The sequence below is a fragment of the Chryseobacterium formosum genome, assembly GCF_026460885.1.
GTDB lineage: Bacteria > Bacteroidota > Bacteroidia > Flavobacteriales > Weeksellaceae > Chryseobacterium > Chryseobacterium formosus.
Genome location: NZ_JAOVZW010000052.1, coordinates 1 through 545, shown reverse-complemented (window position 1 = coordinate 545; position 545 = coordinate 1). Strand labels below are relative to the sequence as shown.

The following is a 545-nucleotide window of genomic DNA, read 5'->3' as shown; positions in this document are numbered from 1 at the left end:
AGTAGGAACCCTAAAATCTGTTGCCTGGTTCATATTGGGATCACGGGAAGATGGTAATCCTACTAACCTCAAATTCCAATGCAATTTTTCGATCCCATTAATGTTAGAATAAGTTAAATCTACTTCACATGACATTTTTGGTCTTTCAGGATCATCAAAAAACAAAGTCACTTTATTTGAATCTGCTTCCCATAATTGAGCTCCGGTTAATTTAGAATTTAAAAGAGGAAAATTACTGGTATCTACTATAGTAATTCCATTATTTATGTACTTATATTTTCCTTTTAATAAATCTTTGTAATAGTCTACTATAAAAACCATTTCGACTTTCTGTAGAGCTAATGTAAAAACCTTCCCATTTTCGCTATGTGTCCAAGTTCCAACAAATTTATTTAAGATATTGTTTGTATATTTTATATAAGAATTTTGTGGTATATCAATAGGACTTTGTTCTAATATATATATAGGTGACTGTGCTTTACAATTCACTATCATTGTTAATATCAATATGGCTAAATATTTTTTCATAATTGTATTTTTAAATC

General features: G+C 28.4%; 1 protein-coding gene. It reads right to left on the bottom strand.

Translation table 11 applies throughout. From position 1 onward, the window contains the following. On the bottom strand, positions 1-528 hold a 528-nt coding region (locus OF897_RS21495; RefSeq protein ID WP_267267713.1), incomplete at its 3' end, for a DUF6705 family protein. Positions 529-545: the final 17 nt, after the last annotated feature.